The sequence below is a fragment of the Xanthobacter agilis genome, from assembly GCF_021730435.1.
In the GTDB taxonomy this organism is placed as follows: Bacteria; Pseudomonadota; Alphaproteobacteria; order Rhizobiales; family Xanthobacteraceae; genus Xanthobacter; species Xanthobacter agilis.
The window spans coordinates 107270-130560 of the sequence record NZ_JABWGX010000004.1 but is presented as its reverse complement, the minus strand read 5'-3'; the positions used below and the strand labels follow the sequence as shown (position 1 = coordinate 130560).

At 66.3% G+C, this 23291-nt stretch carries 27 protein-coding genes; 13 read left to right on the top strand and 14 right to left on the bottom strand.

Annotated elements, in window-relative coordinates:
* Window positions 1–132: 132 nt before the first annotated feature.
* The 4 genes from nifW to HUW53_RS04085 form a co-directional block, all read right to left on the bottom strand.
* Window positions 133–474 (bottom strand): nitrogenase stabilizing/protective protein NifW, encoded by a 342-nt coding sequence (gene nifW / locus HUW53_RS04100; RefSeq protein ID WP_237344474.1) that lies wholly within the window; start codon window positions 472–474, stop codon window positions 133–135.
* A gap of 63 nt (window positions 475–537) precedes the next feature.
* Window positions 538–1350 (bottom strand): serine O-acetyltransferase, encoded by an 813-nt coding sequence (gene cysE / locus HUW53_RS04095; RefSeq protein WP_237344473.1) that lies wholly within the window; start codon window positions 1348–1350, stop codon window positions 538–540.
* Between the two features lie 2 nt (window positions 1351–1352).
* Window positions 1353–2591, bottom strand: a complete 1239-nt coding sequence (gene nifV, locus HUW53_RS04090) for a homocitrate synthase (protein WP_237344472.1) — start codon at window positions 2589–2591, stop codon at window positions 1353–1355.
* 159 nt (window positions 2592–2750) lie between these two features.
* Complete coding sequence (locus HUW53_RS04085; RefSeq protein WP_237344471.1) at window positions 2751–3059, bottom strand: HesB/IscA family protein; 309 nt, start codon at window positions 3057–3059, stop codon at window positions 2751–2753.
* Window positions 3060–3348: 289 nt separating this feature from the next.
* On the opposite strand from HUW53_RS04085, the gene HUW53_RS04080 reads away from it, so the two are divergent.
* The gene (locus HUW53_RS04080) at window positions 3349–3555 is read left to right on the top strand and encodes a TOBE domain-containing protein (protein WP_237344470.1); all 207 of its coding nucleotides are present in this window, start codon (window positions 3349–3351) and stop codon (window positions 3553–3555) included.
* A 59-nt stretch (window positions 3556–3614) separates the two neighbouring features.
* Here HUW53_RS04080 and modD read toward each other — a convergent pair whose 3' ends face one another.
* The 5 genes from modD to HUW53_RS04055 all read right to left on the bottom strand — a co-directional run bounded on the left by modD (window position 3615) and on the right by HUW53_RS04055 (window position 7932).
* Window positions 3615–4454 (bottom strand): ModD protein, encoded by an 840-nt coding sequence (gene modD / locus HUW53_RS04075; RefSeq protein WP_370877803.1) that lies wholly within the window; start codon window positions 4452–4454, stop codon window positions 3615–3617.
* A gap of 154 nt (window positions 4455–4608) precedes the next feature.
* A complete protein-coding gene (locus HUW53_RS04070; protein WP_237344469.1) occupies window positions 4609–5409 on the bottom strand; it encodes an ankyrin repeat domain-containing protein in 801 nt (266 codons plus the stop codon).
* A 10-nt stretch (window positions 5410–5419) separates the two neighbouring features.
* Window positions 5420–7042 (bottom strand): SagB/ThcOx family dehydrogenase, encoded by a 1623-nt coding sequence (locus tag HUW53_RS04065; protein WP_237344468.1) that lies wholly within the window; start codon window positions 7040–7042, stop codon window positions 5420–5422.
* A complete protein-coding gene (locus HUW53_RS04060; RefSeq protein WP_237344467.1) occupies window positions 7039–7476 on the bottom strand; it encodes an ArsC/Spx/MgsR family protein in 438 nt (145 codons plus the stop codon). The genes HUW53_RS04065 and HUW53_RS04060 overlap by 4 nt, the downstream gene beginning before the upstream one ends.
* Window positions 7477–7497: 21 nt before the next feature.
* Window positions 7498–7932: a response regulator gene (locus HUW53_RS04055; protein ID WP_237344466.1), complete on the bottom strand. Its 435-nt coding sequence runs from the start codon at window positions 7930–7932 to the stop codon at window positions 7498–7500.
* Window positions 7933–8412: 480 nt separating this feature from the next.
* Here HUW53_RS04055 and nifH point away from each other — a divergent pair, with 480 nt between their 5' ends.
* From nifH to HUW53_RS04030, 5 genes are all read left to right on the top strand, one after another.
* Window positions 8413–9291 (top strand): nitrogenase iron protein, encoded by an 879-nt coding sequence (gene nifH / locus HUW53_RS04050; RefSeq protein ID WP_237344465.1) that lies wholly within the window; start codon window positions 8413–8415, stop codon window positions 9289–9291.
* A 678-nt stretch (window positions 9292–9969) separates the two neighbouring features.
* Complete coding sequence (locus HUW53_RS04045; RefSeq protein WP_237344464.1) at window positions 9970–10818, top strand: electron transfer flavoprotein subunit beta/FixA family protein; 849 nt, start codon at window positions 9970–9972, stop codon at window positions 10816–10818.
* Window positions 10819–10860: 42 nt separating this feature from the next.
* Window positions 10861–11973 carry an electron transfer flavoprotein subunit alpha/FixB family protein gene (locus tag HUW53_RS04040; protein WP_237344463.1) on the top strand — a complete coding sequence of 371 codons (1113 nt, stop codon included), beginning with the start codon at window positions 10861–10863 and terminating at the stop codon, window positions 11971–11973.
* Window positions 11974–11983: 10 nt separating this feature from the next.
* Window positions 11984–13291 (top strand): FAD-dependent oxidoreductase, encoded by a 1308-nt coding sequence (locus tag HUW53_RS04035; protein WP_237344462.1) that lies wholly within the window; start codon window positions 11984–11986, stop codon window positions 13289–13291.
* 71 nt (window positions 13292–13362) lie between these two features.
* Entirely contained in the window at window positions 13363–13662 is a 300-nt protein-coding gene (locus tag HUW53_RS04030; protein ID WP_237344461.1) for a ferredoxin family protein, read from the top strand.
* Between the two features lie 427 nt (window positions 13663–14089).
* Here HUW53_RS04030 and HUW53_RS04025 read toward each other — a convergent pair whose 3' ends face one another.
* From HUW53_RS04025 to HUW53_RS04010, 4 genes are all read right to left on the bottom strand, one after another.
* Complete coding sequence (locus HUW53_RS04025; protein ID WP_237344460.1) at window positions 14090–14407, bottom strand: hypothetical protein; 318 nt, start codon at window positions 14405–14407, stop codon at window positions 14090–14092.
* Window positions 14408–14412: 5 nt separating this feature from the next.
* Window positions 14413–14676 carry a hypothetical protein gene (locus HUW53_RS04020; RefSeq protein WP_237344459.1) on the bottom strand — a complete coding sequence of 88 codons (264 nt, stop codon included), beginning with the start codon at window positions 14674–14676 and terminating at the stop codon, window positions 14413–14415.
* 59 nt (window positions 14677–14735) lie between these two features.
* The gene (locus tag HUW53_RS04015; RefSeq protein ID WP_237344458.1) at window positions 14736–15593 is read right to left on the bottom strand and encodes a sulfurtransferase; all 858 of its coding nucleotides are present in this window, start codon (window positions 15591–15593) and stop codon (window positions 14736–14738) included.
* Between the two features lie 111 nt (window positions 15594–15704).
* Entirely contained in the window at window positions 15705–16166 is a 462-nt protein-coding gene (locus HUW53_RS04010) for a hypothetical protein (protein ID WP_237344457.1), read from the bottom strand.
* Window positions 16167–16554: 388 nt separating this feature from the next.
* On the opposite strand from HUW53_RS04010, the gene HUW53_RS04005 reads away from it, so the two are divergent.
* Both HUW53_RS04005 and HUW53_RS04000 read left to right on the top strand, forming a co-directional pair.
* On the top strand, window positions 16555–18165 hold the full coding sequence (locus tag HUW53_RS04005; protein WP_237344456.1) for a flavin monoamine oxidase family protein: 1611 nt from the start codon (window positions 16555–16557) through the stop codon (window positions 18163–18165).
* 55 nt (window positions 18166–18220) lie between these two features.
* Window positions 18221–18682 carry a Rieske (2Fe-2S) protein gene (locus HUW53_RS04000; protein WP_237344455.1) on the top strand — a complete coding sequence of 154 codons (462 nt, stop codon included), beginning with the start codon at window positions 18221–18223 and terminating at the stop codon, window positions 18680–18682.
* A gap of 140 nt (window positions 18683–18822) precedes the next feature.
* Here HUW53_RS04000 and HUW53_RS03995 read toward each other — a convergent pair whose 3' ends face one another.
* A complete protein-coding gene (locus tag HUW53_RS03995) occupies window positions 18823–19410 on the bottom strand; it encodes a hypothetical protein (RefSeq protein WP_237344454.1) in 588 nt (195 codons plus the stop codon).
* A 416-nt stretch (window positions 19411–19826) separates the two neighbouring features.
* Here HUW53_RS03995 and HUW53_RS03990 point away from each other — a divergent pair, with 416 nt between their 5' ends.
* From HUW53_RS03990 to HUW53_RS03970, 5 genes are all read left to right on the top strand, one after another.
* Entirely contained in the window at window positions 19827–20147 is a 321-nt protein-coding gene (locus HUW53_RS03990) for a HesB/IscA family protein (protein WP_237344453.1), read from the top strand.
* Between the two features lie 104 nt (window positions 20148–20251).
* Window positions 20252–20587, top strand: coding sequence for a NifU family protein (locus tag HUW53_RS03985; protein ID WP_237344452.1), 336 nt, complete (start codon window positions 20252–20254; stop codon window positions 20585–20587).
* Between the two features lie 40 nt (window positions 20588–20627).
* The gene (nifS, locus tag HUW53_RS03980) at window positions 20628–21833 is read left to right on the top strand and encodes a cysteine desulfurase NifS (RefSeq protein WP_237344451.1); all 1206 of its coding nucleotides are present in this window, start codon (window positions 20628–20630) and stop codon (window positions 21831–21833) included.
* A gap of 132 nt (window positions 21834–21965) precedes the next feature.
* A complete protein-coding gene (nifT, locus tag HUW53_RS03975) occupies window positions 21966–22181 on the top strand; it encodes a putative nitrogen fixation protein NifT (RefSeq protein WP_237344450.1) in 216 nt (71 codons plus the stop codon).
* 5 nt (window positions 22182–22186) lie between these two features.
* Window positions 22187–23062, top strand: a complete 876-nt coding sequence (locus tag HUW53_RS03970; RefSeq protein ID WP_237344449.1) for an SIR2 family NAD-dependent protein deacylase — start codon at window positions 22187–22189, stop codon at window positions 23060–23062.
* Window positions 23063–23291: the final 229 nt, after the last annotated feature.

Sequence of the window (23291 nt, the reverse complement as noted above, 5' to 3'; positions counted from 1 at the left end):
CCCCGCGCGCGCCGAGCAATCCGCACGATCAAAAAAGGGAACCTTCGCAATGCCTGTTCAAACACCACGCATGCGGAGGGAGGGTAACCGGTCGCGCCACGAGTGCGGCGCGACGGAAGCGTCGGCCCTGTCCTAGCTGCCGGTGGTCAGCGTGGTCAGCGGCACGAACGCGGGTTTGGGGCCGCTCGCGGCGGCGCGGCTCGGGTCATGCTCCTTGAGCACCTTGAACACCCGCTCCGCCATGGGATTCGACTTGATGAAGTCCTCATAGGCCTGCGCCAGCATGGCTTGCGCGGCGGAAAAGACCTCCTCCTCACTCTTGCCCTCAAAATCGGCAGAGACGAGGTACTGGCCCATGCGTCGCAGGATATGCAGGCGCAACACCTGCAGCACCTCGGGCTGGTAGTCCACCTTGAGGGTGGTGAAAAACTCTTCGGCGCTGGACAGCGACTTCAGCGTATCGAGAACCGACATTCCAAGCTCCAGTCTTTTGTTGCCCTTGCGGGGACCCCGCTTAGGGAGCGGGAAACTCAAACGTCACGCGGCTTCATCGGCGGTTGCACAGCCGCCACCGGTGCGGCTGCGGTGAAGCTCGCCCTGAAGATGGGCCAGCCGCGCCTCCAGAAATTCGATCCGATCGAGCAGGGAGACGATGGCCTCGCCCACCGGGTCCGGCATCAGGTGATGCTCAAGGTCGATGCGACCGTCGCCGAGCCGCCGGCGGTCGGCCACCGGCTTCACCACCCGGCCCGGAATGCCCACCACCGTCATGCCCGGCGGCACATCCTCGATCAGCACGGAATTGGCGCCGATGCGGCAGCCCGCCCCCACCGTGATCGGCCCCAGGATCTTCGCGCCGGCCCCCACCAGCACGCCGTCGCGCAAAGTGGGATGGCGCTTGCCGGCGGTCCACGAGGTGCCGCCCAGGGTCACGCCGTGATAGAGGGTCACGTCATCGCCCACTTCCGCCGTTTCGCCGATCACCACGCCCGCCCCGTGATCGATGAAGAAGCGACGACCGATGGTGGCGCCGGGGTGAATGTCCACATTGGTGAAAAAGCGCCCGAGCCACGACAGGAAGCGGGCCGGAAACTTCACCCCCCGCAGCCACAGCCGGTTGGCAAGCCGGTACCAGATGATGGCGTGCACGCCCGGATAGGTCAGCACGATCTCCAGCGTATTGCGGGCGGCCGGATCGCGAGACTTCACGCAATTGACGTCTTCGCGGATCAGCCGCCAGACCGAAACCGGCGCCACGGCGGGCGCCTCCGCCGCAACCGTGGCAGCCACCGGACCGGCGACCCCCGCGGCTGCTTCCGCGCCAGATCCCTTCGCGTGTCCCATGATCATGGTCAGGCTCCCATCACGGCCAGGTGGCGGCGGCGCAACGCCTCCTCGGTGAAGCTCTCCTCATAGAAGCGCCGCAGCACCTCCGGAGAGACATTCTGCTTGGTGCGGGTGGCGTATTCGCGCACCCGCTCCAGGATCGTCCGGCCGCGCGCGTCGTCCACGCTCAAGCCCTGCTCGGACAAGGCGTGGGACACCGCCGAAAGGCCCGAATGCTTGCCCAGCACCAGGGTATGCTTGCGGCCCAGCAGGTCCGGATTGAGCGCCTCGTAGGTGGCGCGATCCTTCAGCAGGCCGGAGACATGGATGCCGGACTCATGGGTGAAGACATCCTCGCCCACGATCGCCTTGGTGCGCGGCATGGGCCGGCCGGCGGCATCCATCACCCGCTGCGCCAGGGGCCGCAGGGCCCGCGGATCGATGCCGGTCTCCTCCCGCGCGGTCTGGCGCAGCGCGATCGCCACTTCTTCCAGCGGCGCATTGCCTGCGCGTTCGCCAAGGCCGGTCACCGTGACCGAGAGGTGGCGCGCACCGCCCGTCACCGCCGCCAGGGTGTTGGCGGTGGCAAGGCCCAGATCGTCGTGGGCGTGATATTCGATCTCGAGATCGGTGGCATTGGCCACCCGCCGCACCAGGGCATAGGTCGAGAACGGGTCGAGCACGCCCAGCGTGTCGGCGAGCCGCAGGCGGAAGGCGCCCACGTCGCGCGCGGCCTCGGCCACCTGGCAGAGGAATTCCGGATCGGCGCGGGAGGCATCCTCACAGCCCACCGCGACCGTGAAGCCGATCTTGCGCGCGAGCCCCACCACATGGCGCAAGGCCTCGAGGGCCCAGGCCCGGTCGCGGCCGAGCTTGCCCTGCAACTGGCGATCGGAGGTGGGGATGGAAAGGTTGACCGCCGTCACCCCTGCGCTCACCGCGGCGAACAGATCCTGCTCGCTCATCCGGCACCACGCCACCACCCGCATGGGCAGCTTGAGCGAGGCGATGGAGCGCAGGGTCTCGATTTCCTCGTCACCCATGGCCGGGGTGCCGGCCTCGATCTCGGGCACGCCGGCGGCGGCCAGCGCCTCGGCGATCTCGATCTTCTCCCTGCGGGTGAAAGCGACGCCCGGCGCCTGTTCGCCATCGCGCAAGGTCGTGTCGTTCAGGAAAACGGTCCGAGCCGGCTTTCCCCGGGACGAAGGCCCCGATCCTTCCGGCGCCGTGCGGCCCGAGACGGCCGATGGTGACTTCGCGAGCATGGGTCCCTTCCAATCTACCAAGCGAGTGGCGTTGAAAAGCACCGGCGACGATGCGTCGGTACGGACAGCGTCAAATGCAAACTCAACCGCACATCCAGGGCGACGGTCGCCCGCCACCCGGCATCAGGAAGACATAAGAGCGATCCGAACATGCCCGCCTCACGCCAGCCGGTCGGGGCGAACCACGTCCGCAGCCACCACGAACCCGCCATCTCCCGCGCCGCGAGACGCCACGAAATCGATGCGTAACCCGTCCGCGAACCGCCGGGAGCGATCGTCCACGAACAGCTTCAAACCGCCCTGCTCGATCACCATGTCGTCCGCCCGCGCCACATCGAGATGGAGCACCACCTGCAACGCGTCGCGCGCGCCCTCTCCCGCCACCAGGCGCAGCCCCTCGGCGGCGCGATCGGCCCGCGACATGGCCGCCTTCACCACTTCAACCGCACTGGCCGAAAGAGAGATCATCCTGCGGTCCGCCTGCCTCACCGCCCTTTCGGGCGCCTTCGGGATCGAAGCCACCGGATTTGCAGCCGGCCGCTCGCCTCAAGCAATGCAAAGCCCGGACCAACTTATCAATGTATTGATTTTAAATATAAAACACGAACCGACAGGTGTCGTAAAGGTGACAGCGCAAGACCATGAGCGCCACTTCGGCGGGTTCACGACAGGGGTTTGCGCGGGTCCGGTTTTCTATGCCCCATGCGATATCATGGTCCGTCGGCACCCTTCCCGGCCTCCGCTCGGGAGACCGAACATGAAGATCAGCGCGCGCAATCAGTTGAAGGGCAAGATCGTCGAGATCCACGAAGGACCGATCTCGGGCACGGTCAGCATCGACATCGGCGGCGGCAATGTGCTGTTCGCGCACATCACCGAGCAATCGGTAAAAGACTTGGAGCTGAAGGTGGGAGACGCGGTCACCGCGCTCATCACGTCGTCCAGCATCCTGGTGGGCAAATAGGCCCGACCGAAGTTCCCTGGTGGGTCGACCGGCGGGGCTCCCGCCGGTCGGGACGCTCCTCACGCCGGACCGATGGCCACCTTCACATCGGCGGGCTTCGCCCAATAGGGGGCGGACGTCACCAAAATCCGTGCTCCGGCCGCCGCATAGGCCGCCGCATTCTGCAGATTGACCCCTCCGGCCGCCGCCACCAGCGCCGGCGAACCCGCGCCCTCCACATGCTCCACCACGGCGCGGATGGCGTCCGGCGTCATCTTCTCGCACTGGAACACGTCGGGTCGCGCGGGCAACACCGCGATCACCTCGTCCAGGGTCTTGACCTCCACCACCACTTTCTTTTCCGGCATCGCCCGGCGCAAGGCGGCGACACGGGCCACCGTATCATCCAGGAAAGCGCGGTGTTCGGGAAACACCAGCAGGGTTTCCGACAAACCCAACCGGTGGGGGAAGGCGCCGCCGGCGCGAATCGCGGCGATCATCTGCGCCTTGGCGCCGGGCAGGGTCTTGCGCGTGGTCACCACCGCCACCTCAGGCGACACCGCCCGCGCGGCGGCGATGATGTCCGCGGTCAGGGTGGCGATGCCCGAGAGATATTCCACCAGCGTCTGCGCCACCTTCCAGGCCGCGAACACGCCACCCGCCGCACCGCACGCGGTGAGAATGGCGCCACCCGCCGGCACCCGCGCGCCGGAAGACTCCAGCCGCTCGGCCTCGACCCCCACCTTGTGGAACAGGGCTTCGGCCACCTCGACGCCGCATAAGGTGGCCTCCGCCCGCATGGACATGTGGAGCCGCGCCGGCGCGCCGGAGATGCCGATGGCCTCCGTGGTGAGATCGCCATGGGGCGTATCCTCGCCCAGCAGCTCGTCGAGCAGGGCCTCGGTCCACCACTTCATCATTTCGCGCTCCCGGAAAACAGCCGCGCGCCGAGCCGCGACCGCCCGGCGCCGGGCGACGCGCAGCTCTGCGCCGGCGCATACAGCTGGGCGGACTATGGGGGCGCCGGCGCCGGCGGTCGACGGGACAAAGGCGCGCTGCGCGCGTGGCGGCGGATCAGGCCGGAGCGAGCCCCGCCTTGGCGGCTTTGGCGGCCTTCCGCAGCAGCAAAAGGCAGGCCTCGGTGGCGGCAAGATCGAGGGCGGAAAAGCCGTCGAGGGTTTCCGGCAGGGGATCGGCGCCAAGCTCCAGCAGCCGCGCCACCACGTCCGCCTTGCCGGCGGACGAGGCATACATGAGCGAGGTGGCGCCGTTGTCGTTGCAGTTGTCGATGTCGATCCCCGCCTTCGCCAGAGCGGTGATGATATCGAGGTGATCGCCGACGCAGGCGAGCCAGAGGGCGGTGTTGCCGTCCGCATTGCGCTGGTCGAGCGCCGCGCCGAGGGCGATCAGCCGGTCCACGATCTCGCCGAGCCCCTCCCGTGCCGCCTTCATCAGCGGCGTCATGCCGTTGTCCACCGTGGCATTGATGCCCTCGGCCGGAAAGCCGAGCCCGGTGAGCCAGCCGGCGAGGGTCGCGTCGGGCGTGCCGGTGGGGGCATTGGCGTGCTCCCAGCTCTGCCAGGCTTCATAGCCGCCATCGAGGCTGTACACGTCCTTGAAGCCGAAATCGGACAAGGTCTGCGCAAATTCGCGGCTGGCGTGGCCATGGTAGCAATAAATCAGCACCGGCGCCGCCTTGGGGGTACCGACGATCAGCTCGGAAAGGCCCGAAAACGTGATGTTGCGGGCGCCTTCCACATGGCTGGCGCCATAGGCGCCGGCATCGCGCACGTCGAGGGTGACAGTGCGGGGATCCTTCAGCAGCGCGTCGGCTTCCTTGACGCCGATGCAGCGGAACGGAACGCGTTCGGCCATGGCAGCCTCCTCAAGCCTTTCTGCCCGGATAGGCCGGGGATGAGACGATGCGGGCATCCGTCATGGGTCGCCCGACGGTAAAGTGATACATGGATTGGAACTGCCGCCCCTGGAGGCCGAGCAGGTGATGGAAATCGTCGTCAAAATAGCAGCCGATGCCGGTGCCGCGCAGGCCCGCCGCCTCCGCCTCCAGATACAACGCCTGCCCGATCATTCCCGCTTCCCAGAACAAGTACCGGTAATGCTCCGCCCCGCCCGCCATCGCCTCATCGAAGGTGGCGAGCATGCCGAGCGAAAAGCAGCTGTCGCCGGCGATGGCCTGGTGACAGCTCAAGGTGCGAATGACGCCCCGCGCGTCATTGCGGACGAGGCGGTAGAGCGGCAGATGCGCGGGGCAGCCCTCGGGCCTGGTCCATTCGAAATCATCCCGCAGCAGGGACCGCAGGACGTCGCCCGCCGCCGGTAGCCGGGGCAGCGCATAAAGACCGCTCTCCAGCCCTTCCACCTTGTGCACGAACACGATGGGGTGCAGCGCCGCCGGCCGCTCCCACACGTCAAACGGCGCCACCGCGCGCGGCAAGAGCGCGTCGAGCAGGGACCAGAAAGTCTCGCGCGGCATGTGGTACTTGGCCTCGAACCGCTGCGCGCTGCGCCGGCCGAGGATGACGCCCGCCGCCCGCGCGGTGGCCGGCGGCAGGCGCGGCGGATAATCCGGCCCCGCCTGCGGCGGCGGCGCGGCCGTGGCTTGCGTCACTCGGGTGGCGCGGGCCACCTCATCGATCACTGGCCAACGGTACATGGGATGGCGGTCCAGCACATTGGCGGTGCCGGTCCAGTGCGCGCGGTCCAGCGCCGGCAGCGCATCGGCCACGAACGCCGCGCCGGGGTCCGCGTCGATGGCGATCAGCAGTTCCGGCTCCTCGCGCTCGGCGCCGGGAAAATCCTCCGCCCGGTCGAGCCCCAGCAGCGCCGCGAGGGCGGCACTGTCCAGGCCGCGCACGAGCTGCGCCCGCCAGCCCAACGCCGCCGCCGCGTAGCGGAAGGCCGCAACGGCGTGGCCGGTGTCGAGCTGGCAATAGCGGAAGGCGCGCTCGCCGTATTTCCACGCCTCGCGCCAATGAATGGAGCTGAGGCCGATCCACAGCCGGCCGGCGGCGGCGCTCTCCGCCTCCGCGCTCGGGCAGCGCAGCTCCAGGACATGATCGCGGCACGCATAATGATGGAGGCCGCTTGGCAGCGCCGGCACATTCTGCGCGATCACATAGGTTTCGGTGGGATGCAGATTGCCGCTGGACGGATTGGCGCGCACCGCCCACCGGTCCGGCCCCAGCTCCTTCCACGCGGTGAGCCCCACCGACAATTCCAAGAGCGTCGATACGGCGGCCAGCGAGAGCGGGGCCGGCGCCACCGCCCCCGGCACGAACAGGTCCGCGTAAACGGTGTCGAGCTGGTCCGCCAGCAAGGGCAGCTCGGTGCGCGCGGCGCCCGCGAACTGCCGGAACGGGTCGGGCTGCCCGTCCCAGTCCAGGGTTTCGGGACCCGCCGCATAGCGCTTCAGGCTGTGCTTGGTGCGCTCATGATAGGCGATCGCCACCTCCGCCGGAGTCGCGGCCGGGGCCGCCGCGACGTTCACGGCTGCACGGACGGCGTGGCGGCCGTCGGATCGGGACAGGAGGCGCCATCGGCGGGCCGCGAGCAGCCTTCCGGCGGCACCACGCCCGCGCCGAGCAGCGAGAGCACCGGCTCGCGATCGAAGCCGGCGCAGCGCGCGCCCTCCACCTCCACCAGCGGGCGGCGGATCAGGATCGGCTGTTCCACCATCAGCGCGAGGGCGGCCTCGGCCTCCATGGCCGCCGGATCGACGGCGCCGGACTTCACCGCCGGGGCGGCCGGGTTGAACCAGCTCGCGACCGGCGTCTGGCCGAAGAACGACTTCAGCCGCGCGACGGTCCACGGCTCGGCCAGCAGGCTTTTCACCTCCAGCGCGTGGCCGGCATTGGCCAGCATCAGCTTCTGCCGGGCATTGGTGCCGCAGCCGGGCTTCTCGTAAAAGACGACTGTCGCCACGCGTGACCCCTGTTGTTCGCCTTATTTCAGGATGGAAAGCTGGACCAAGGGCGCGGCGCCGCCGCGGCCCAGCACCGTGTCCACTTTCTTGCGTACACCCTCGAGCGTGAGCGGCTTCACCACCGCGCCGGCGGCGCCGGCCTTCATGGCGCCGACCGCGACCGCCTCGTCCGCCTTGTCGCAGACGATGAGGATGCGCACGTTCGGGAACTTCTCCTTCATCTCGGCGATGATCTCGTTGCCCCGGCTCTTGATGTAGGACACGCCCAGCAGCACCACATGGGGCAGCAGCCAGCCGGTTCCCTTCTCATAGGCTTCTTCCGGGGTGGCGAGTTCGTGGGTCTCGATCTCGTCATGCAGCATGAACTGCAGCGCCGCCCGGATGATCTCGTCCTCGTCCACGACGAAGACGCGCCGCTGGTCGACAGCCTTGGAAGTTTCAACGCCGATCTGCATGTCGCTCCTCGCTCAAATCCTCAACGCCGCTGACAGCGCCCGGCCACGCGGGCCAGCCGCCTGTTCGCATCAAGCAATATTCATTCCGCGCACGAAGAGAGCGGCGACTCGCGCGGCGGCATGCGGCACGGACTGGCGCCCCGCGCAATCGGCACCGCCCGTGACAGACGCGACGTTGTTTTGATTGCGACAGCGTCTCATGTCGCTGTCGGGTTCGACACAGCGTTGCCGATCCGTCATTCCCGAGGCGAATTTGATGTACATCAAGGCTTTTTGAGCCCTCGGGGCAATTGGCACGCTGGTTGCTCCTCTCATGGCGCAACGGCGAGTGAGGGCTGAGTGCACGCCTAGGCGACCTGCCAGCGATGCGCTCCTTCCCGTAACCCGCGGGGCGTTTCCGACGAAATATCGATGACGAGAGAAACGGCCTCGCGCCACGCGCGCGCTGGTCTTCTGCAAATAGGTTCGAAGGAGAGCAAGATGTCGCTGCGACAGATCGCGTTTTACGGCAAGGGTGGTATCGGCAAGTCGACCACCTCCCAGAACACCCTGGCTGCGCTTGCGCAGATGGGTCACAGGATCCTCATCGTGGGTTGCGACCCGAAGGCCGACTCGACCCGTCTGATCCTGCACGCCAAGGCGCAGGACACCATCCTGTCGCTGGCCGCCAACGCCGGCTCGGTGGAAGACCTCGAGCTCGAGGACGTGATGAAGGTCGGCTACCGCGACATCCGTTGCGTGGAGTCGGGCGGTCCGGAGCCGGGCGTGGGCTGCGCCGGCCGCGGCGTGATCACCTCCATCAACTTCCTGGAGGAAAACGGCGCGTATGAGGACATTGACTATGTGTCCTACGACGTGCTCGGCGACGTGGTGTGCGGCGGCTTCGCCATGCCCATCCGCGAGAACAAGGCGCAGGAAATCTACATCGTCATGTCCGGCGAGATGATGGCCATGTATGCGGCCAACAACATCTCCAAGGGCATTCTGAAGTATGCCAATTCCGGCGGCGTGCGCCTGGGCGGCCTGGTGTGCAACGAGCGCCAGACCGACAAGGAGCTGGAGCTGGCGGAGAACCTCGCCAAGAAGCTCGGCACCGAGCTGATCTACTTCGTGCCGCGCGACAACATCGTGCAGCATGCCGAGCTGCGCCGCATGACCGTGATCGAGTATGCGCCCGAGAGCGAGCAGGCCCAGCACTACCGCAACCTCGCCACCAAGGTGCATGCGAACAAGGGCAACGGCATCATCCCGACCCCGATCACCATGGACGAGCTCGAAGACATGCTCATGGAGCACGGCATCCTGAAGGCCGTGGACGAGAGCCAGGTCGGCAAGACCGCCTCAGAGCTCACCGCCTGAGGCTGACGCCCAGAACGCACCAGGCGGAGCGTATTTGAAATCCGCCTGGTGCGCCTTTTCCACCGGCCCCTGATTTTTCCATTCCGACTTTTTCGGTTGGCCGGAGCATTCGAAGTTCTTTTCCCCCTTATTTCGACTTTTCGTAACACCCCCCATTCATGCTTGGTCCCCCGCCGCACGGCGGGGGACCCTTTTTCAAGACACCACACAGATCCTCGCCTCCCTGTCCTCGGGTCGCCGGCCGTCGCCGATCGCGAAAACGGGAAGCCGCGCACCGGCGATGCCGGCTGAACGCCACAGGCTGTCGTGAAGTCTTCGTGACATCTCAGCATCGCGGGACTGAAACCCAGCCCGTACCGCGCCCGATGCAGGTCCATCGATTTCCCCACAACGACGCTCCAACCGGCTTCGGCCGGCATGCGCCCCATGGCCATCGGCGGCCGTCCCGTACCCGCCGCTGAGCCCTTTGTCGGCCGCGCCCCTTGATGCGACAGGACTTCTGCGAATCTGTCGCGTTCCCGACATGCGACCCCACCCACGGGAAGCGCTCATGCTGCAGCGCCATACGACGCGCCTATCAGCTCATTGTTTTATTTCCAGAATCGTCACCCTCGCGACGTTGGTACGGTGCTTGCTAGTCATGGTCCGGAGCCAAGGTGAAGGGCTCGGAGCAATCTCATGCATATCGTCGTCTGCATCAAACAAGTCCCGGATTCGGCGCAGATCCGCGTCCATCCCGTCACGAATACGATCATGCGGCAGGGCGTGCCGACCATCATCAATCCGTACGACCTGTTCGCCCTCGAAGAAGCCATGCGCCTGCGCGACAAGTTCGGTGGCGAAGTCACCGTGCTCACCATGGGCCCGCCCTCGGCCGAGGACAGCCTGCGCAAGGCGCTCACCTTCGGCGCGAACCGCGCGGTGCTGCTCACCGACCGCTTCTTCGCCGGCTCCGACACGCTGGCCACCTCGTTCGCCCTCGCCACCGCCATCAAGAAGATCAGCGACACCTGGGGCGCCCCCGACCTTGTCTTCACCGGCAAGCAGACCATCGATGGCGACACCGCCCAGGTCGGCCCCGGCATCGCCAAGCGCCTCGGCCTGATGCAGATCACCTATGCGGCCAAGGTCACCGAATATGACGCCGCCGAGGGCAGCGTGACCATCGAGCGCCGCGCGGAAGGTGGCACCCAGGTTCTCAAGAGCAAGCTGCCCTGCCTCGTGGCCATGCTGGAAGGCACCAACGAGATCCGTCGCGGCACCATGGCCGACGCCCTGCGCGGCGCCCGGGCAGAAATCATCAAGTGGAACGCCAAGGAGGCCGGCGTCGAGGATCTCAGCAAGTGCGGCCTCAAGGGCTCGCCCACCATCGTGAAGCGCGTGTTCGCGCCGAGCCCGCGCGCCGAAAAGGCCAAGTTCATCGAGATCCCCGAAGGCGGCTCGCTGCCCGATGCGCTGATCGCGGAGATCTTCACCCGCCAGCCCGCTCTCGAGGCCGACCTCACCGAACTCGCTCGCGGGTTCTGAAGGTTCGCGACCACAAGAGGCATCAAGAAGAAAGCGACACCCATGAGTGAGCCGAAAAAGACCCCCGCCCCCGCCGCCGCCGGCGGACGCGCATCCACCAAGAAGGAGCTGCCGGAACACTTCAAGGCGTACAAGCACGTCTGGGTGTTCGTGGAGCAGGAACGCGGTCAGGTGCATCCCGTGTCGTGGGAGCTGATGGGCGCGGGCCGCATTCTTGCCGACAAACTCGGCGTCGAGCTCGCCGCAGTGGTGGTGGGCGCGGAAGGCGAGACGGTGCGCAACGCGGTCGCCGAGTCCTTCTGCTATGGCGCTGACCTCGCTTATGTCTGCGCCGACCCGGCCCTCGCAGATTACCGTAACGAGGCCTACACGGCGGCGATGACGAACCTCGTCAACACCTACAAGCCGGAAATCCTGCTTCTGGGCGCTACCACCCTGGGCCGCGACCTCGCCGGCGCCGTCGCCACCACCCTGCTCACCGGCCTCACCGCCGATTCCACCGAGCTTGACGTGGATGCCGACGGCTCGCTGGCCGCCACCCGGCCCACCTTCGGTGGCTCGCTGCTCTGCACCATCTACACCCTCAACTATCGCCCGCAAATGGCCACCGTGCGCCCGCGCGTGATGCCCATGCCTGACCGAGTGGAAAAGCCGCTCGGCAAGGTGATCGAGCTGCCCCTGGGCCTTGCCGAGGCGGACATCGTCACCAAGGTGCTGAATTTCATCCCCGACCGCGAGTCCTCGAAGTCGAACCTCGCCTATGCGGACGTGGTCGTGGCCGGCGGCATGGGCCTCGGCTCGCCGGAGAACTTCCAGCTGGTGCGCCAGCTCGCCCAGGCCATCGGCGCCGAATACGGCTGCTCGCGTCCGCTGGTGCAGAAGGGCTGGGTGACGTCCGATCGCCAGATCGGCCAGACCGGCAAGACCATTCGCCCGCGGCTCTATATCGCCGCCGGCATTTCGGGCGCGATCCAGCATCGTGTGGGTGTGGAGGGCGCGGACCTGATCGTCGCCATCAACACCGACAAGAATGCACCCATCTTCGATTTCGCCCATGTGGGCATCGTCACCGACGCCATCCGCTTCCTGCCGGCGTTGACCGAAGCCTTCCGCAAGCGCCTGTCCGCGCACTCCCGCGACAAGCTGGCCAGCTGAGGATACTCCAATGATCGACGAAAAATTCGACGCGATCGTGGTTGGCGCCGGTATGGCCGGCAATGCCGCCGCGTACACTCTCGCCAAGCGCGGCCTGAAGGTGCTGCAACTGGAGCGGGGCGAGTATTCGGGCTCCAAGAACGTGCAGGGCGCCATCCTGTACGCCGACATGCTCGAGAAGATCATCCCCGACTTCCGTGAGGACGCGCCCCTTGAGCGTCACCTCATCGAGCAGCGCTTCTGGATGATGGGCGACACCTCCCATGTGGGCCTGCACTATCGTTCGGAAGACTTCAACGAAGAAAAGCCGAACCGCTACACCATCATCCGCGCCCAGTTCGACAAGTGGTTCTCGTCCAAGGTCCGCGAGGCCGGCGCCCTGGTGGTGTGCGAGACCACGGTCACCGAGCTGGTGCAAGACGCCTATGGCAAGGTGATCGGCGTGAAGACCGATCGCGGCGGCGGCCAGATCCATGCCGACGTGGTGGTGCTCGCCGAGGGTGTCAGCGGCCTGCTGGGCACCCGCGCCGGCCTGCGCAAGATCCCCAAGCCCACCGATGTGGCGCTCGCCGTGAAGGAAATGCACTTCCTGCCGCAGGAAGTCATCGAGGAGCGCTTCAACATCAAGGGCGACGAAGGCGCGGTTATCGAGGCCGCCGGCACCATCTCCAAGGGGATGACCGGCATGGGCTTCATCTACACCAACCGCGAGTGCATCTCGCTGGGCATCGGCTGCCTGGTGTCGGACTTCCAAAAGGGCGGCGAAAGCCCCTACACCTTGCTGGAAAAGTTCAAGAAGCACCCCTCCGTGGCGCCCCTCATCGAGGGCTCCGAGGTGAAGGAATACGCCGCCCACCTCATCCCCGAAGGGGGCTACAAGGCGATCCCGCAGCTGTTCGGCGACGGCTGGGTGGTGGTGGGTGACGCGGCCCAGCTCAACAATGCCATCCACCGCGAGGGCTCGAACCTCGCCATGACCTCCGGCCGCATCGCCGCCGAGGCTATCTTCCAGGTCAAGTCCCGCAAGGACCCCATGACCGCGGCGAACCTTTCGCTGTACAAGAAGATGCTGGAAGACTCCTTCGTGATGAAGGATCTCAAGAAATACAAGGATATGCCGCAGCTTCTGCATGTCCAGTCTCAGAACTTCTTCCTCACCTATCCGCAGCTCGTCAACAAGGCGATGCAGAACTTCGTGCGCGTCGATGGCACGCCGAAGAAGGAGAAGCAGAAGCTCACCATGAAGTCGTTCACTTCGGCGCGCTCTTGGGCGGGCCTGTTCGGCGATGCCTTCAAGCTCGCACGGGCGTGGCGTTGAAACAGCGCTGATCGGTACACCCGTCCGCGTCGGGAAGAGAGCACCGGCGCGGACAATCAAGGGAGATGGATATGGCAAGCACGGAACCCGCGGTTCGCGTCGAGGATAAACTCTTCCAGAACCGCTATCTGGTGGACGCCGGCCGCGCCCACATCAAGGTTCGGGCCCACACCGAGCCGACCCCGGCCCTCAAGTCGCTGCTGACCGCCTGCCCGGCGCGCTGCTATGAGCTGAACGACAAGGGTCAGGTGGAGATCACCGCCGACGGCTGCGTGGAATGTGGCACCTGCCGCATCATCGGCGAGCCCTCGGGCGACATCGAATGGAACTATCCGCGCGGCGGCTACGGCGTGCTGTTCAAGTTCGGCTGACGGACCTGCCTCCGATGCCTTCTACCGAAGGCCCGTGGGCCTTCGGTCAATCCCGCCGGTACCGGACGACGACCGGGCACGAATACCATCGGCCCCGGTCTTTAACCGGGGCCGATGGTATTCTGTCTCTCATCTTGCCCAAAGGAATGGCCTTAGCTTGAGTCTGCGCTGCCGCTGCGCGACGACTGCGGCCGATGGCGTAAAAGGCCAAGAGGTGCAATGTGAGCCGTGCCAACCGCTCCCCCCCCCCGCTGCGCGGCTCCACCGACGCCACCCCATTCGCGCGCCCGCGCAGATCGGGGGGCCGAAGACTGCGACCGGCGGCTGGGAGCGGGGAACGACCGTCACGACCCAACGCCGAAAGGGGCGATGGCCGCGCCATCGCCCCTTTTCCGTCGAACCTGACGCGCATCCCGGCGCCGCTGGCTTATTCGATGCCTTCAGAGCGTGCGCGCCACATCATGGCGATGCGGAACCGCTCGTTGATGGCCGCCGGACTTGCCAGAATTTCGGCCTCGGCCGCATTGAAGGCTTCGCTCACCTTGTCCGCCTCCTCCTGGGTCAGGGTCACCCGCCCCGCCATATACACGGCGTCCGGCGAGACCTCCCAGATCTTGCGGCGGTTGGGGTGAAGCTTCACCTCCATGAGGTCGAACGCTTCGAGCGTTCCGTCGAGCATGATGGCGAGGCCAACAACCTCGAGCTTGCGTCCATCCGCCGTGGTCTTGATCAATGTAGTTGCCATCGTGATCACCCGTCTTGAATGGCCAGCCAGCTATAGCCCCCCTGATCCCAAAGCTGCGCCAGCAGCTGGTCACAGGTCCAGTCCGGAAATTGTGCCTTCACGGCATCGTAATCCGAACGAAAACGTTCCGCATCCTCTCCCGCGATGGTCGCGGTCATCTGCTCCGCCTTGAAACGGAGCACATAATGCGCGCCATCGGCACTGCCTTGAAGGGCATATTCCGTCCCCTCGCAGATCTGCTCCAGGACGACATCCTGCTCGCCACTCATCTTTGCGCTCCCGGCTCGCCCATCGCTGGCTTTGGATCGCTTGGTTCCGGCGGCACGCCTCAGGCGGCCACCGCCGGAGTATCTTCGGCAAGGCCCCATTCGGCCCAGGAGCCGTCATAGACCGCCACATTCTTGCAGCCGATCAGCGCGAGCGCCAGCACCAGCACGCACGAGATGGTGCCCGAGGCGCAGGTGACCACGATCGGCTTCGACAGATCCACGCCGGCCGCGGCAAACCGCGCCGAAATGGCCTCCGGCGGCACCAGAACCCCGGTCTCGGGCACGATCAAATCGCCCCATGGCAGGTTCACGGCATTGGGAATGTGCCCGAGCTTCCTCGCCGGAAACACATCTTCCTGGCTGCCGTTGAATTTGGCGGGGCCGCGCGCGTCGAGCACCTGCTCGGCGCCCGACAGCAGGTTCGCGCGCATCTGCGCGATGCCGCGCACCAGCTCGGGCGCGAAGGCGGCGGTGAAGGTCTTCGGCTCCGGCCGCACCGGGGACATCTCGGTGGCGCGCTTCTCCGCGACCCACTTGCCGTAGCCGCCGTCGAGCATCGCCACGTTGTCGTAACCGAACACATGGAACATCCACCACACGCGCGCCGCGGCCGAGCCGCCGCAATTGCGGTCGTAGACCACCACCCGGTCGCCGTCACCGATGCCCAGCAGGCCGACTTTCTTGGCGAAGTCGGCGGCCGACGGCAGCATATGCGGCAGTCCGGTAGACTTGTCCGCGACGTGATCGATGTCGAAATGGACGGCGCCCGGCAAGTGGCGGCCCCGATACTGGGTGCGGCCGTCGAGGTTTGTGCTCTCGTGATGCCAGGTGCAGTCGAGAATCTTGAGATCCGGGTCCGAAAGATGCTCGGTCAGCCATTCGGTGCTGACCAGGGCCCCGGGAAGTGTGGTGCTCATGCGATCACGGGCTCCTTCTCGGCGGGCCGGCGCGGCTCGTTTCGCGCACGGCGGATGTCACGACTGCGCAGTCGCGCCGCCCCCAAGCCGGAGCGGCGCGCCCTTTTGAATTCAGCGGACCTTGGGCATCTCGAAGCCGGGACGCGGATGGCTGTCGTAATAGTCCTCACGCTCCGGCCAGCCGCCTTCGGGATTGAACTTGAACTTCGCCACCTTCACCGGCGCGTTGGTGGAGACCGTCACTTCCGCGAACTTGATCTCGCGATCTCCAGGGCCGGCGGAGAAATCAGCGATCACCGTGCCCTCGGCGGTGACGGCGCGGGCAAAGCCGGGCGTGCCGGCATCAAGCCCCGGCACCGGGTTGGCGACGAAGCTCGGAACCTCGGAACCATCTTCCGAAGGCGTGTTGAAGGCCGGGGTGGCGAAAGTGAAGGTGGCGAGCTTGCCGCTCCGGTCCACCGGCTGATCGGCCGAGGTCGGACGGGCCACCGAATAGACCGTCAGGGTGGCCCCCGCCAGCAGCTCCTTGATCTCGTCCAGCGACTTCTGGGCGAATTCAGACGCAACGTTCATCTCAGCTCTCCAAAGGCAAACGGTTCGCCCTGAGAACATCAAATTTCGTGCCAGCCGCCGCGGCGGCGCATCGAAACCATCGCGGACCCGGCACCAGCCATTGCGGGCGCACGACTTCAGGGCACCGGTGATAGACCGTGTCGATGATGGAGCCTCGCGCGTGCCATGTCGGGAAGCCGCCGCAATCCGTAAGAATACGACGTTGTCCGTGTCCGCTTGCCGCCCTCGCGCCGCGTCGTGACCCGACACGATCGGTCATTGCGATCAACCACGGTGCCCCCCCACCCTGTCGGGCGAAGGCTTTGCGCGGACCGGCGGCGCGATCGGCCACAGATGAGCGCGAATCTTGCAAGGCTTCCAAAAACGCACGTCATGCGAAGGACAGTCCATGCTCGACACAGCGATCATCGGCGGCGGACTTTGCGGCCTCGCCCTGGCCCGGCACCTGAAGCGGCAAGACCGTGATTTCGCCATCTACGAGGCGCGCCCCCGCCTCGGCGGGCGCATTCTCACCGCGGTGTCCGCCACCACCGGCGAGGCCCTCGACCTCGGCCCCACATGGTTCTGGCCCGACACCCAGCCGCTCGTCACCGCCTTCCTGGCGGATCTCGGCCTGCCCACCTTCGCCCAGCACGACGAGGGCACGGTGCTGCACCTGGCCGAGGCCGACAAGAGCGCTCAGCCGCTCGCCTCGCCGAGCGTGCACGGCGGTGCCCGGCGCATCGCCGGCGGCGTGACGCGGCTGGTGGCCACCCTCGCCGATGGCGTTCCCGACGAAAAGATCCACCTCTCCCATGTGCTGGTGGCGGTGGCGGACGCCGGCGACCACGTCACCCTCACCTTCCGCGTCAACGACGTGCTGGTGGAGGTTAAGGCGAAGCATGTGGTGATCGCCTTGCCGCCGCGCCTCGTGGCGGAAACGGTGCGCTTCGAGCCCGCTCTCGACGCCGCCACCCGCGACGCCATGGGCGCCGCCCCGACCTGGATGGCCGCCCAGGCCAAGGTCGTCATCGCCTACAAGCAACCCTACTGGCGCGAGGCGGGGCAATCGGGCAATGCCTTCGTGACCCACGAGCAGGCGGTGACCGGCGAGATCTTCGACGCCTGCGACGCCACCGGCACCAAGGCCGCCCTGGGCGGCTTCCTCTCCTTCCCGCCCGAGCTCAGGGAGAGCTTCGCGGTCGGCCTGCCCTTGCTCATGAAGAGCCAGATGATGCAGGTGTTCGGCACTGCCCTCGACGGCGACGGCGAGCTGCATTTCCAGGATTGGGCGCGCGAGCCCTTCACCTGCAGCGCCCGCGACAAGGCGGAGCCGGCCGGCGAGCATGTGGCCTTCTCCAATCCCCTGCTGCGCCGGCCCCTGTGGGACGGGCGCCTGCACCTCGGCGGCTCCGAGACCGCGACCCAGGGCGCGGGCTATCTGGAAGGCGCCCTGGAGGCGGCCCGCCGCATCGACCGCGCCCTGGCCCGGCTGCACGCCGCCGAAGCCGACGATGACGGCCTGCCGACCATCGGCGGCTCCATCAATGCCACGAGCCTCGCGCGCTTTTCCGCCTGGGTGGCGGGACAAAGCGATGCCGCCTTCGACGCCTATCGCGCCCGCCTCAACCGGGCCTTGTCCAGCCAGCAGCGCGACCAGCTCGCCCAACGGGCCATCCTCGGCGCCGTGGAGGACACCTATGATCGCGCCCTCGACATGCTCGATGCCCTGCCCCTCGACATGCGCGACGTGGCGGTCGAGAAGGGCCGCTCGGCGCTGATGCCGGAGGTGCAGCAGCCGTTCCGCGATTTCATCCAGACCCTGATCGACGACGTGGTGGCCTTCAACCGCACCTCCTGCGCGCTGTCCAACTTCCCGGACGAGCACCACTTGTCGAAGGACTACATGCAGACAATCTTAAGGGATATCGCCGCCGCGTGGCGCGACTTCTCCCTTGCCGCCAACCGTCGCCTGCTGGCGAAGGCCGAACTGGCGGCGCGGCCGGAAATGGCCTCTTGAGCCGATTGGCCGAGGCCGCCCGCCGCACCGAACTGGAGCCGTGAACGAGGACGCAATGGAAACCGAAGTCGCACAGAAAGAAGCCCCCGGCGAGCCGATCGCCTACGCCATCTGCAGCATGAGCGACATCCCGAGCCAGCGGGCGCGAGGGTTCCAACTGGTACGCCTCGACGAGAACGGCCAAGAGAAGCCGTTCAACATCGTCGTGGTACGCTGGGGCAAGCAGGTGTTCGGCTATGAAAACATCTGCCCCCATCAGCAGGTCAATTTGGACTGGGAGCGCAACCAGTTCATGGACCCCAACGGCATCCGCCTCATGTGCGGCAAGCACGGCGCCCTGTTCGAGATCGGCACCGGCACCTGCCTCGACGGACCGTGCAAGGGCGACGGGCTGACCCCGGTGCCGCTCGCGGTCCTCGACAACGACATCTGCGTGGTGGGCATCCCCCTCGCGGAGGAAGTGGACGATGACGAGGAGGAAATCACCTCCTGCTCGGACGAGGGCGGCGGCGTCTGAACCCTACGGCCTGAGGGCCGGATCCGGATGAGCACCGCTCATCCGGATCGAGACAGATCTGCGGGCCAACCGCGCAAAAAGGCGGGGATGCGACGCACCCCCGCGACACCTGCATCGGAGACGGCGATATCCCGCGCCCGTCAGACCGGACGGTTCTCGTTACGGTTCTTCACCGGCTCCATCGCGGCAACGCCCTCCTCGTAGGTGATGGGCTCGAACTCTTCGTGCCAGGCGAGCGCGGCTTCCAGCACCACATCGGTCTTGCCGCCGGTGTCGAGCTTCTTGATGTCGTTCTTGTCGATGCTGAGGAGGTCCGTCATCTCCTTCCACACCGTGGATTCATCGCACGGCAGCACGTAGAACTTCTTGTCGCCGTAGCTGACCCGATATTTCTTCAGGAAGTCGATGTTGTTGGCGAAGATGATGTACTTTCCATCGGGCGAGAGCGCGTCACCGAGAACATCTGCAACATCCTTCAGGAAGGCGAAGTTCTGCAGGTAGCCCGCCAGCACCGGAAGGGTGCTCTTGCCTTCCTCGCCGAACGTCAGCACCTGCTCCATGGTGTATTCCGGCGGGCGCTTCTCGTCGGCGAGCTGGGGCTGGAACTTCAAGGCGATGTCCCCGCGGAAGCCGAACCGGCCCGGCTTCGTCTGCTGCTTCAGCACGGCGTTGAGCAGACGGCCCTCCTTGTCCAGCCGGCCGAGTGGGGTATCGTCGATCGCGGTCATATCTGGTCTCCGAGTTGTCACGCACGACGCTTCTTGGCACAGGTGGCGCGGCGCACGGCCTGCGCGGGCGCAAGCGCTCTCTTCATGCAAATGTTTTGCCGAAAGCGAATGTCGCAAAGGCAAAAGGGCATCGCCGCCCGCCGCCTCCGGGGCCAGCGCGCGCCAGGGCCCCGCCGAACGCGGCCAAAGCCTTTGTGTTCCCATGGCTTTCGAGGTGCCGCGGAGGCCCCGCGCGGCTGCGACATCGCGCCCGGCAGCGCCGACGAAATGCCGCGGCGGGAGCTGTCCGAAACCCAACACGCGTCGGAAAGACAACAGCCCGGCCGCAAAAAATTGATATAAATCAGTTCATTGGATAATGGCACGCTGCTTGCTTGAACTTCATCAAAGCGTACCCTGCACCGAAGGTCGAGCAGATGATCAATTTGACCGACAGCGCCCTGAATGCCGTCCGCGAGGCCATCGGCACCGCCCCAGAACCCATGGGCGGTCTGCGTATCATGGTCGAGGCGGGTGGTTGCGCCGGATACAAGTACATGATGGGTCTCGTCAATGACGGCGAGCCCGACGACACGGTGATCGAACGGGACGGCGTGAAGGTGTTCGTGGACATGAACAGCCACGACCTGCTGGCCGGCACGACCATCGATTTCGTGGTGGCCATCGAGGGTTCTGGATTCACCTTCGAAAACCCCAATGCCACCTCGAGCTGTTCCTGCGGCAAATCCTTCGGCTGAGACCGATCCGTCCGGCCCGGCGTGACGCCGGGTCCGCCGCCCGGGTCTCCCGGGAGGCCCATCAGAGCCTGAACGACCGATCCCCTTACGAAAAGGACAGTGCGATGTTGGCCGAGACCGACGAGCTCAAGACTGAAGAGCGCAAGCCCGCGTCTGACCGGCAGGCGGAGCGCGAGGCGATCATCCGCGCCGTCATCGAGGAGGTGCGACCCAACCTCAAGCGCGACGGCGGCGATTGCGAGCTGGTTGAGATCGAAGGCAACAAGGTCATGGTGAAGATGACCGGCGCCTGCGTCTTCTGCAAGCTGGCCAGCGAGACCATCGAGGGCATCCAGTCCAAGATCGTCGAACGGCTCGGCGAGCTGGTGCGCCTGATCCCGGTGGCCGGCAGCCTCAACAAGCCGCTCATCAACCTGAAGGCTCCGACCCCGGCGCAGTGAGCGCCGGGCCATCCACCGCCGGATCATGAGGGGAGTTGCCGTGTCGCCCGTCTATCTCGACAACAATGCGACGACCCGGACCGACCCGGCCGTGGTTGAAGCCATGCTGCCGTTCTTTTCGGAGCATTTCGGCAACGCCTCCTCCACCCACGTCTTCGGTGAAAAGGTGGGCGAAGCGGTCAAGGCGGCCCGCAAGCAGCTCCAAGCGCTGCTGGGCGCCGCCTTCGACCATGAAATCATCTTCACCTCGGGCGGCACGGAATCCGACAATGCCGCCCTCGTCTCCGCCCTGGAGACGCAGGCCGACCTCGACGCCGGGCGCGACGAGATCATCACCACCAAGGTGGAGCACCAGGCCATCCTCGCCGTGGTGGCGCATCTGGAAAAGACGCGCGGCATCAAGGTGCACCAGATCGGCGTCGACCGGCAGGGCCGGCTCGACGTGGACGCCTATGCGGCGGCGCTCGGTCCGCGCACGGCCATCGCCTCGGTGATGTGGGCCAACAACGAGACCGGCACCCTGTTTCCCGTGAACGAGCTGGCGCGCATGGCCCATGCGGCCGGTGCCCTGTTCCATACCGACGCCGTGCAGGCAGTGGGCAAGGTGCCCCTGGACCTGAAGTCCATGGAGATCGACATGTTGTCGCTCTCCGGACACAAGCTGCATGGCCCCAAGGGCATCGGCGCGCTCTATGTCAAGAAGGGCGTGAAGTTCAAGCCGCTCATCCGCGGTGGCCACCAGGAACGCGGCCGGCGCGGCGGCACCGAGAACGTGCCCGCCATCGTCGGCCTCGGCGCCGCGGCCACCCTGGCCCTTCAGCACCTGGAAGACGAGGGCAGCCGGGTCAAGGCCCTGCGCGACCGCCTGGAACAAGGCGTGCTGCAGCAGGTTCCCCACACCATGCGCAATGGGGACGAGACCAACCGCCTGCCCAATACCGCCAACATCGCCTTTGAATATCTCGATGGCGAGGCGGTACTCATGCACCTGAACCGGGCCGGCGTCGCCACCTCCACCGGCTCGGCCTGCACCTCCGGTTCCACCGAGCCGTCCCATGTGCTGCGCGCCATGGACCTGCCGGCGACCGCGCTTCACGGCGCCATCCGCTTCTCCCTCTCGCGGGAGAACACCGGGGCGGACGTGGACCGGGTGCTGGAGGTGCTGCCCGACATCGTCACCAAGCTGCGGGACATGTCCCCGGCGTGGAAGAACCGGCAGGGCGAACCGGCGGCGCCCCATGCGTGATCCCGACAGTTTTGACATGCGCGGTGCCGCGTCAGGTGCCCTCGCAGGTTTCCGAAATGACCGGCAGGCGGGCCCCTTGAGCCCCGGCCGTGGTCGCAGCGGCGAGTTGAACTCGATCCAGGAGCCCAACGTATGAAAATCATGATTCGCCGTTCCCCGGAGATGGGTCTGTCGATCTATGTCCCGAAGAAGGACCTCGAGGAGCCGATCGTGGAGTACGAGCACGAAACCCTGTGGGGTGGCTGGATCAAGATCGCCAATGGCTGGGTGCTGGAGCTGCCCGAGATGGCTGCGGACACGACCCTGCCCATCACCGTGAACGCCCGCAAACGCGGCGAAGACGAGTAAATGCCATGAACCTGCCCGTTCCCCCCGGGGATGTCCTCAAGCTCGCCGATGCGGAAGCGGTTCTCGCCGACGTGGCGCGCGCGCTGCCTTCGGGCAACATCGTCCCCTATCTCGGCCCCGCCATCAGCGCGGGGGTCAACCCGGCCGTCCCCATGACGCCGGATGCGCTCGCGGCCTTCTTCGCCACCAAGGTGGCGCTGCCGAAGCGGGCCAAGGGCAATCCCTGGTCCGCCGCGCAGCACATCGAAGGCACCAAGCTGCGGGGCGCCGTGATCGCCTTGATGACGGAAGCCTTCACGCCGGTGGTGGAACCCACGGCGCTTCATCGCCTGCTGGCGTCGCTGCCGCTGCCGGTGATCGTGGACGCCTGGTATGACGGGACCATGCGCCGCGCGCTCGCCGAGCGCTCGGACTGGGGCGAGGTGCAGGGCATCAGCCGCGCCGGCATCGGCGAGGATCGCTGGTATCGCTTCTATGACGCCGCCGGCGGAGAAACCAAGCGCGACGCCGCCGAAGGCTGGACCACCGTCCTCTACACGCCTCACGGCAGCGTGGCTCCGGCCAAGAACTACCTCATTTCCGATGCGGACTATGTGGAGGTTCTCACCGAGATCGACATCCAGACGCCGATCCCCGACATCATCAAGCACCGCCGCACGGAACGGGCCTTCCTGTTCCTCGGCTGCCGCTTCCACGACCAGATGCTGCGCAACTATGCGCGGCAGATCTCCAAGCGCTCGCGCACGCCGCATTTCGCGCTGGTGAACCCCGACGAGCTCACCAAGAACGAGCTCAAGTTCCTTCTGGAACAGGCGATCACCCCGATCGCCATTCCCCTGCCGCGCGCCATCGAGATCATCGTCGAGAACGCCAAGGCCTGACATGAATGGTCTGAAAACGGGGCCCGCCCTTGTGGCGGGCCCCGTTTTCGTTTTCCGCGACCGTCGCCGCCGCCCGCGTCTCCGTAGTTTTCCGGAATGGCCCGACGGCTCGACGCGGAGTAGATGCTGCATTTCAATGGGGCTGGTTTGCCCACGGTTCGCGTGTAACTTTTCCAACATGTCATGCGCGCGGTGTGGACATGTTTGGAACGCGACACCGACACACCCC

Coding starts and splice junctions, on each gene's coding strand:
- nifW (WP_237344474.1), bottom strand. CDS start 474: ATGTCGGTTCTCGATACGCTGAAGTCGCTGTCCAGCGCCGAAGAGTTT.
- cysE (WP_237344473.1), bottom strand. CDS start 1,350: ATGATCATGGGACACGCGAAGGGATCTGGCGCGGAAGCAGCCGCGGGG.
- nifV (WP_237344472.1), bottom strand. CDS start 2,591: ATGCTCGCGAAGTCACCATCGGCCGTCTCGGGCCGCACGGCGCCGGAA.
- HUW53_RS04085 (WP_237344471.1), bottom strand. CDS start 3,059: ATGATCTCTCTTTCGGCCAGTGCGGTTGAAGTGGTGAAGGCGGCCATG.
- HUW53_RS04080 (WP_237344470.1), top strand. CDS start 3,349: ATGAAGATCAGCGCGCGCAATCAGTTGAAGGGCAAGATCGTCGAGATC.
- modD (WP_370877803.1), bottom strand. CDS start 4,454: ATGATGAAGTGGTGGACCGAGGCCCTGCTCGACGAGCTGCTGGGCGAG.
- HUW53_RS04070 (WP_237344469.1), bottom strand. CDS start 5,409: ATGGCCGAACGCGTTCCGTTCCGCTGCATCGGCGTCAAGGAAGCCGAC.
- HUW53_RS04055 (WP_237344466.1), bottom strand. CDS start 7,932: ATGCAGATCGGCGTTGAAACTTCCAAGGCTGTCGACCAGCGGCGCGTC.
- nifH (WP_237344465.1), top strand. CDS start 8,413: ATGTCGCTGCGACAGATCGCGTTTTACGGCAAGGGTGGTATCGGCAAG.
- HUW53_RS04045 (WP_237344464.1), top strand. CDS start 9,970: ATGCATATCGTCGTCTGCATCAAACAAGTCCCGGATTCGGCGCAGATC.
- HUW53_RS04040 (WP_237344463.1), top strand. CDS start 10,861: ATGAGTGAGCCGAAAAAGACCCCCGCCCCCGCCGCCGCCGGCGGACGC.
- HUW53_RS04035 (WP_237344462.1), top strand. CDS start 11,984: ATGATCGACGAAAAATTCGACGCGATCGTGGTTGGCGCCGGTATGGCC.
- HUW53_RS04030 (WP_237344461.1), top strand. CDS start 13,363: ATGGCAAGCACGGAACCCGCGGTTCGCGTCGAGGATAAACTCTTCCAG.
- HUW53_RS04025 (WP_237344460.1), bottom strand. CDS start 14,407: ATGGCAACTACATTGATCAAGACCACGGCGGATGGACGCAAGCTCGAG.
- HUW53_RS04020 (WP_237344459.1), bottom strand. CDS start 14,676: ATGAGTGGCGAGCAGGATGTCGTCCTGGAGCAGATCTGCGAGGGGACG.
- HUW53_RS04015 (WP_237344458.1), bottom strand. CDS start 15,593: ATGAGCACCACACTTCCCGGGGCCCTGGTCAGCACCGAATGGCTGACC.
- HUW53_RS04010 (WP_237344457.1), bottom strand. CDS start 16,166: ATGAACGTTGCGTCTGAATTCGCCCAGAAGTCGCTGGACGAGATCAAG.
- HUW53_RS04005 (WP_237344456.1), top strand. CDS start 16,555: ATGCTCGACACAGCGATCATCGGCGGCGGACTTTGCGGCCTCGCCCTG.
- HUW53_RS04000 (WP_237344455.1), top strand. CDS start 18,221: ATGGAAACCGAAGTCGCACAGAAAGAAGCCCCCGGCGAGCCGATCGCC.
- HUW53_RS03995 (WP_237344454.1), bottom strand. CDS start 19,410: ATGACCGCGATCGACGATACCCCACTCGGCCGGCTGGACAAGGAGGGC.
- HUW53_RS03990 (WP_237344453.1), top strand. CDS start 19,827: ATGATCAATTTGACCGACAGCGCCCTGAATGCCGTCCGCGAGGCCATC.
- HUW53_RS03985 (WP_237344452.1), top strand. CDS start 20,252: ATGTTGGCCGAGACCGACGAGCTCAAGACTGAAGAGCGCAAGCCCGCG.
- nifT (WP_237344450.1), top strand. CDS start 21,966: ATGAAAATCATGATTCGCCGTTCCCCGGAGATGGGTCTGTCGATCTAT.
- HUW53_RS03970 (WP_237344449.1), top strand. CDS start 22,187: ATGAACCTGCCCGTTCCCCCCGGGGATGTCCTCAAGCTCGCCGATGCG.